We start from the raw sequence: 6,725 nt of genomic DNA on the forward strand, positions 1-6,725 counted from the left end.
AATAAGGAATAACATTATGGGTTCGCTGCATCGTATCGCTGTGCTGTGTGGTTTGACGGCTGTATTGGCCACCTCGGTTGCACAGGCCGAAGATTGGAAAGTCGCCAAGAACGAAGACGGCATCAAGGTCTCCCTGAGTGAAGTGGCGGGTTCCGACTACAAGGCCTACCAGGGTGTGACCCTGATGAAGACCACAATGGCCAAGTTGCGCGCGCTGCAGGAAGACGTACCGGGTGCCTGCGCCTGGATTCACGAGTGCAAGAGCCAGAAGTTGCTCAAGCACGAAGGCGATCAGAGCTGGACCTACACCCAATTCAATACGCCATGGCCGGTGACCCCGCGTGACTCGGTGTTGCATGTCACCACCATCGAAGGTGCCGATGGCAGCCTGACCCGCAAGCTCGAGGGCGTGCCAACCTATCTTCCTGAAGAAAAAGGCTTTGTGCGCGTCGCCAGGATCGACGGTTTCTGGAAATTCGTTCCCAAGGGTGATCAGATCGAAGTGACCTACCAGGTGCACACCGAGCCGGGAGGCAGCGTTCCATCGATGGTAGCGAACAAGTTCGTAGTGGACGCGCCGTTCAATACGCTGAAAAATCTCAAGGCCCGCGCCGAGAAGTAAAACGCGGCGCTTGCTGTCGCCGATCTGCAGGGGGGGGCGCCGAGCCCAAAAACGGCGGCCACCTCAACACCTGTAGGAGCACGGCTTGCCGGCGATGACGGCGGCACGTTCAACATCCATGATGCCTGACACTCCGCCATCGCCAGCAAGCTGTGCTCCTACAGGAAATACGTCATTAGCCCGTCAGTCGCCATTGCAGCCTGCATTCAGCTCGAAACCTTTATTGTGTTTCCAGATATGCGTTGCACAAAATTTTCACAACGCCTCCAAGACAATTCGCCCGCGTCGAAATGACAGAAGAGTAATCAATGGCATTGCCGCCGTTGATCGTGCAACATTTGCGCACCGCGCAAGCCCCGGAGCCAGGAATTGGCCAAAAGAGGGCAAGGCGCCGCTGTACTTTGAAACTTCAACTTCCAATGGGTCCTAAAACGACATGGCAATCCCGGACGCCCTGAGTCAGCAGCGAGCTTCGAGTCGCCTGCTGCAACCGACCGTCAAATCGCATCTGGCCTACACGCTGCTGTGCGCCTTGGTGATGATGGTGATGTTTTCCGCATTGCGCCTTGCGCTGCTGGTCTACAACCGCGAAATGATCCTCGATACACCGGCCTCGACCTTTGTCGAAGCGTTCTCCAACGGTCTGCGTTTCGACCTGCGGCTGGTGGTCTACCTCAGTATCCCGTTGATCCTGGCGCTGTTCAGTGCGCGGGCCATGGCTGCACGCGGGTTCTTTCGCCTATGGCTGACCATTGCGTCCAGCATTGCGTTGTTCCTGGGCCTGATGGAGATGGACTTCTACCGAGAGTTCCACCAGCGCCTCAACGGCCTGGTCTTCCAGTACGTGAAGGAAGACCCGAAAACCGTGATGAGCATGCTCTGGTATGGTTTTCCGGTGGTTCGCTACCTGTTGGCCTGGGCCGTTGGCACCTGGCTCCTGAGCCTGGCGTTCAAGGGCGCGGACCGGGCGACCCGGCCTCGTGGCCCGTTCAGCGGCGGCAGCATCAGTACGCGCCAGGTTGCACCTTGGTACGCACGCCTCATGGTCTTCGTGGTCTGCCTGCTGATCTGCGTGGTCGCAGCCCGTGGCACCTTGCGCCAAGGCCCGCCGATGCGCTGGGGCGATGTGTACACCACCGACTCCAACTTTGCCAACCAATTGGGCCTCAACGGCACGCTTTCCCTGGTGGCGGCGGCGAAGAGCCGCATGTCCGAGGATCGCGACAACATCTGGAAAGCCACGTTGCCGCAACCCATGGCGCAGCAGACCGTGCGCGACATGCTGGTGATGAAGGACGACAAACTGGTGGATGGCGAAACCGCCGCCGTACGTCGTGATTACACGCCGCCAACCGACAAGACCCTGCCGATCAAGAACGTCGTCGTGATCCTGATGGAAAGCATGGCCGGTCATTCGGTGGGTGCCTTGGGCGCCCCGGGCAACATCACGCCTTACCTTGACAAATTGTCGAAGGAAGGCCTGTTGTTCGACCGCTTCTTCTCCAACGGTACCCACACCCACCAGGGCATGTTTGCCACCATGGCGTGCTTTCCCAACCTGCCGGGTTTCGAATACCTGATGCAGACCCCGGAAGGCAGCCACAAGTTGTCGGGCTTGCCGCAGTTGCTCAGCGCTCGTGACTACGACGACGTTTATGTCTACAACGGTGACTTCGCCTGGGATAACCAGTCAGGGTTCTTCAGCAACCAGGGCATGACCAACTTCATCGGGCGTAACGACTTCGTCAACCCGGTGTTCTCCGATCCGACGTGGGGCGTGTCTGACCAGGACATGTTCGACCGTGGTCTGGTTGAGCTGAAAGCCCGGGACGGCAAGGACAAGAAGCCGTTCTATGCGTTGCTGCAAACCCTGTCCAACCACACCCCTTACGCCTTGCCAACGCCATTGCCGGTCGAACCCGTAACTGATCGTGGCAGCCTGAACGAGCACCTGACCGCCATGCGTTACTCGGACTGGGCGTTGGGTCAGTTCTTTGAGCAGGCGCGCAAAGAGCCGTACTTCAAGGAAACCCTGTTCGTCGTCGTTGGCGACCACGGGTTTGGCAACGAGCGGCAGATCACCGAGATGGACCTGGGGCGCTTCAACGTACCGATGCTGCTGATTGCCCCTGGCATCCAGGAAAAGTTCGGCACGCTGAGCCACACAGTGGGTACGCAAATCGACATCGTACCGACCATCATGGGGCGTCTCGGTGGCGAAGTGCGTCATCAGTGCTGGGGCCGCGACCTGCTCAACCTGCCTGAAGGTGACACCGGTTTTGGCGTGATCAAGCCGTCCGGCAGTGAACAGACCACGGCCATCATCACGGCTGACCAGATTCTGGTATTGCCGAAGGACAAGGACATGGCGCCGAAGATGTATCAGTACGAACTGGGCGCCAAACCGCGCGCCGAGGTTATACCGGATGCACCACGCACCGCCGAGTTGAAGACCAAGCTGGAAGCGTTCCTGCAGACAGCGACCAAAAGCCTGATCGATAACACGGCTGGTGTGGTGGACGGCACGCCGGACTAAACGCTGACGCAATAAAAAAGAGGCCTTGGAAAAGGCCTCTTTTTTTTGCCGATTAAATCGTCATATCTTGCCGAGTAACAACAGAATAATGATCACCACCAACACCACGCCGATGATACCGGACGGGCCATAACCCCAACTTCTGGAGTGCGGGAAGACCGGCAGACCACCGATCAGTAACAAAATCAGAATGATGAGTAGAATTGTGCCCATGTCTGTTTCCTTGCTGTAAGAGTTCAGGAATGACTTTGCCGTTATCAGTCAGCGGGAATGCCATTAATTCGAGCCGCTTAAAACTTCCGACCATGGCGCTTGAAAGAAAATTCCAAGTTTTTTTGCTGTTTTTCGAAACAAAGCCAATTCCAATTCTTTTTAGTTAGTTGATGCAGCCCTTCCGACGGTTTGCTCATGCCATTCAGCAATCTGATGGAGCGTGGGTCGCGCAATATCCTTCGCTACACTCGACGCATCTTCCCCGGAACAACAAGGCTGTTTGCTATGCAAAATCGCATGATGATCACTGGTGCAGGCTCTGGCCTGGGTCGCGAAATCGCGCTGCGCTGGGCGCGTGAAGGCTGGCAGATGGCCTTGTCGGACGTCAGTGAGCCCGGCCTGCAGGAAACCCTGAAACAGGTACGCGAAGCGGGCGGCGACGGTTTCATCCAGCGTTGCGATGTCCGCGATTACAGCCAGCTGACTGCGTTCGCCCAGGCTTGCGAAGAGAAACTCGGTGGCATAGATGTCATTGTCAACAACGCAGGCGTGGCGTCGGGTGGGTTCTTCAGCGAACTGTCCCTCGAGGACTGGGACTGGCAGATCGCGATAAACCTCATGGGTGTGGTCAAGGGCTGCAAGGCATTCCTGCCACTGCTGGAAAAAAGCAAAGGCAAGATCATCAACATCGCGTCGATGGCAGCGTTGATGCAAGGCCCGGCCATGAGCAACTACAACGTGGCCAAGGCGGGTGTGGTGGCATTGTCCGAGAGTCTGCTGATCGAACTGGCTCAACAGGAAGTCGGCGTGCACGTGGTATGTCCGTCATTCTTCCAGACCAACTTGCTGGACTCTTTCCGTGGTCCGACCCCGGCCATGAAAGCCCAGGTTGGCAAGTTGCTGGAAAGTTCGCCGATCAGCGCCGCTGACATCGCCGACTACATCTATCAGCAAGTCGGTGCCGGCGAATTCATGATTCTGCCCCACGAGCAGGGTCGTATGGCCTGGGCACTGAAGCAGAAGAACCCGCAATTGCTCTACAACGAAATGACGCTGATGGCTGACAAGATGCGCGCCAAGGCCAAGCAAACCGCAGGCTGAACTTGCCGGCGAGCGATGGCATCGTTAGGGTGGCCGCCATCGGCCACTCTCATGAGACGTTCGCATGCTCAACTATCTGTGGTTCTTCCTGGCCGCGCTGTTCGAAATCGCCGGTTGCTTCGCCTTCTGGATGTGGTTGCGCCAGGGTAAAAGCGTCTGGTGGATCGTGCCGGCGCTGCTCAGCCTGACGTTGTTCGCCCTGTTGCTGACCCGCATTGAATCGACCTATGCCGGTCGTGCCTATGCCGCCTACGGTGGCATCTACATCATCGCCTCGATCGGCTGGCTGGCGGTGGTTGAACGGATTCGTCCGCTGGGCTCGGACTGGCTCGGGGTGGCGTTATGCGTGATTGGCGCCAGCATCATCCTGTTCGGCCCGCGATTTTCCGCCTCCTGAAACGGGCCTTGCTTTGCGCTGCACTGTAAGACGTTTCCGTCAGTGTGTTGGCCGCTGGCTGTAGGTTCAGTCTGGATTGCCGCTACTGCCTTGAAGGCCAAGCCTGCGCCGGGCATCTTCAAGGTTCGGTAAACCTGAAAGGACCAAGGCCATGCTTGTACTCAGCCGCGTAGTGGGCGAATTGATTTCCATCGGCGACAACATTTCCATACGCGTCGTCGCCGTCAACGGCAATAACGTGCGTTTCGGTGTCGAAGCGCCGAGAGAGGTCAATGTGCATCGCTCGGAGGTTTACGAGCGCATCAAGCGCAAGCTGCCCAAACAGAAAAAATCAGTCGAATAGATGTTTGGGCACGTCGTGCTTGAGCATGAGCTGGCATTGCTCGCTTTCCGGGTCGAAGACGATCAGCGCCTGGCCCTTGGTCAATGCCTGGCGGACCCGCAATACGCGGGTCTCCAGGGGCGTGTCATCACCATTGTCGGTGCCGTCACGGGTCACGAAATCCTCGATCAGGCGGGTGAGGGTGTCGACTTCAAGTTGGTCGTGGGGGATCAGCATAGGCACCTCGGATCAATCAATGGCGCGATGCTACGGCGGTTGGCAACACATCACCAGCAGGAGCTGCTGCAGGATCGCTAATTGTCGTTGCGCTGTCCCACCAGGCTGTCCACTGACGGCACCCGCGTATCGCTTTCCATCTGGGTGTCGTGCTCGATCTGATGACTGAAGCGGTCAAGTGACCCCGTGGCGGGTTGGGCATCGCTGGCGAAGACCGGTGGGCTGAGGATGTAGGCACCGAGCAGGCGACTCAGGGCCGCAAGGCTGTCGATGTGGGTGCGTTCGTAGCCATGGGTCGCGTCGCAGCCGAAGGCGAGCAGGGCGGTGCGGATGTCATGCCCCGCGGTGACTGCCGAGTGCGCATCGCTGAAGTAATAGCGGAACAGGTCACGGCGTACGGGCAAGTCGTTATCGCTGGCCAGGCGCAGCAGATGTCGTGACAAATGGTAGTCGTACGGTCCGCCCGAATCCTGCATCGCGATGCTCACGGCGTGTTCGCTGGAGTGCTGGCCCGGGGCGACCGGTGCGATGTCGATGCCGACGAATTCGCTGACGTCCCACGGCAATGCCGCCGCCGCGCCGCTGCCGGTCTCTTCGGTGATGGTGAACAGCGGATGACAGTCGATCAGCAATTCTTCACCGCTGTCGACGATGGCTTTCAACGCCGCCAGCAGCGCCGCTACCCCGGCCTTGTCATCGAGGTGGCGGGCGCTGATGTGACCGCTTTCGGTGAATTCCGGGAGTGGGTCGAAGGCGACGAAATCGCCGACGCTGATGCCCAGCGAATCACAATCGGCACGCGTCGCGCAGTAGGCGTCGAGGCGCAGTTCGACGTGATCCCAACTGATCGGCATTTCGTCCACGGCCGTGTTGAAGGCGTGCCCGGATGCCATCAAGGGCAACACGCTACCGCGAATCACGCCGTTGTCGGTGAACAGGCTGACCCGGCTGCCTTCGGCAAAACGGCTGGACCAGCACCCGACAGGGGCAAGGGTCAGGCGACCGTTATCCTTGATGGCCCGTACCGCCGCGCCGATGGTGTCCAGGTGCGCGGATACGGCGCGGTCGGGGCTGTTTTTCTTGCCCTTGAGGGTCGCGCGGATGGTGCCGCGTCGAGTCATTTCGAAGGGAATGCCCAGCTCTTCCAGGCGTTCGGCGACGTAGCGCACGATGGTGTCGGTGAACCCGGTGGGGCTGGGAATGGCGAGCATTTCCAGCAGGACTTTTTGCAGGTACGTCAGGTCGGGTTCTGGGTATTTGATGGTCATGGAAACTCCTGATGGGGTGAGCACTGATC

At 58.7% G+C, this 6,725-nt stretch carries 8 protein-coding genes; 5 read left to right on the top strand and 3 right to left on the bottom strand.

All coding sequences use genetic code 11. From position 1 onward, the window contains the following. The first annotated feature begins 16 nt into the window (after positions 1 to 16). The gene (locus tag D8U69_RS11655; RefSeq protein ID WP_130907336.1) at positions 17 to 622 is read left to right on the top strand and encodes an START domain-containing protein; all 606 of its coding nucleotides are present in this window, start codon (positions 17 to 19) and stop codon (positions 620 to 622) included. 436 nt (positions 623 to 1,058) lie between these two features. Beyond that, complete coding sequence (locus D8U69_RS11660; RefSeq protein WP_056856486.1) at positions 1,059 to 3,158, top strand: LTA synthase family protein; 2,100 nt, start codon at positions 1,059 to 1,061, stop codon at positions 3,156 to 3,158. 60 nt (positions 3,159 to 3,218) lie between these two features. Here D8U69_RS11660 and D8U69_RS11665 read toward each other — a convergent pair whose 3' ends face one another. Then, positions 3,219 to 3,371 carry a DUF3309 family protein gene (locus D8U69_RS11665; RefSeq protein ID WP_130904157.1) on the bottom strand — a complete coding sequence of 51 codons (153 nt, stop codon included), beginning with the start codon at positions 3,369 to 3,371 and terminating at the stop codon, positions 3,219 to 3,221. A gap of 285 nt (positions 3,372 to 3,656) precedes the next feature. Between D8U69_RS11665 and D8U69_RS11670 the strand changes: the two genes are divergently transcribed. The 3 genes from D8U69_RS11670 (at position 3,657) to csrA (ending at position 5,212) form a co-directional block, all read left to right on the top strand. Beyond that, positions 3,657 to 4,472, top strand: coding sequence for an SDR family oxidoreductase (locus D8U69_RS11670; protein WP_130907337.1), 816 nt, complete (start codon positions 3,657 to 3,659; stop codon positions 4,470 to 4,472). A 64-nt stretch (positions 4,473 to 4,536) separates the two neighbouring features. After that, complete coding sequence (locus tag D8U69_RS11675) at positions 4,537 to 4,869, top strand: YnfA family protein (RefSeq protein ID WP_056856484.1); 333 nt, start codon at positions 4,537 to 4,539, stop codon at positions 4,867 to 4,869. A 151-nt stretch (positions 4,870 to 5,020) separates the two neighbouring features. Continuing rightward, positions 5,021 to 5,212: a carbon storage regulator CsrA gene (csrA, locus tag D8U69_RS11680; protein ID WP_056856483.1), complete on the top strand. Its 192-nt coding sequence runs from the start codon at positions 5,021 to 5,023 to the stop codon at positions 5,210 to 5,212. Here the strand turns inward: csrA and D8U69_RS11685 are convergent. Next, entirely contained in the window at positions 5,201 to 5,428 is a 228-nt protein-coding gene (locus tag D8U69_RS11685) for a YheU family protein (protein ID WP_003199186.1), read from the bottom strand. The genes csrA and D8U69_RS11685 overlap by 12 nt on opposite strands. Positions 5,429 to 5,505: 77 nt before the next feature. After that, positions 5,506 to 6,696, bottom strand: coding sequence for an osmoprotectant NAGGN system M42 family peptidase (locus tag D8U69_RS11690; protein ID WP_130904155.1), 1,191 nt, complete (start codon positions 6,694 to 6,696; stop codon positions 5,506 to 5,508). Positions 6,697 to 6,725: the final 29 nt, after the last annotated feature.

The organism is Pseudomonas sp. Sample_16 (assembly GCF_004307665.1).
Lineage (GTDB): Bacteria > Pseudomonadota > Gammaproteobacteria > Pseudomonadales > Pseudomonadaceae > Aquipseudomonas.

Coding starts and splice junctions, on each gene's coding strand:
- D8U69_RS11655 (WP_130907336.1), top strand. CDS start 17: ATGGGTTCGCTGCATCGTATCGCTGTGCTGTGTGGTTTGACGGCTGTA.
- D8U69_RS11660 (WP_056856486.1), top strand. CDS start 1,059: ATGGCAATCCCGGACGCCCTGAGTCAGCAGCGAGCTTCGAGTCGCCTG.
- D8U69_RS11665 (WP_130904157.1), bottom strand. CDS start 3,371: ATGGGCACAATTCTACTCATCATTCTGATTTTGTTACTGATCGGTGGT.
- D8U69_RS11670 (WP_130907337.1), top strand. CDS start 3,657: ATGCAAAATCGCATGATGATCACTGGTGCAGGCTCTGGCCTGGGTCGC.
- D8U69_RS11675 (WP_056856484.1), top strand. CDS start 4,537: ATGCTCAACTATCTGTGGTTCTTCCTGGCCGCGCTGTTCGAAATCGCC.
- csrA (WP_056856483.1), top strand. CDS start 5,021: ATGCTTGTACTCAGCCGCGTAGTGGGCGAATTGATTTCCATCGGCGAC.
- D8U69_RS11685 (WP_003199186.1), bottom strand. CDS start 5,428: ATGCTGATCCCCCACGACCAACTTGAAGTCGACACCCTCACCCGCCTG.
- D8U69_RS11690 (WP_130904155.1), bottom strand. CDS start 6,696: ATGACCATCAAATACCCAGAACCCGACCTGACGTACCTGCAAAAAGTC.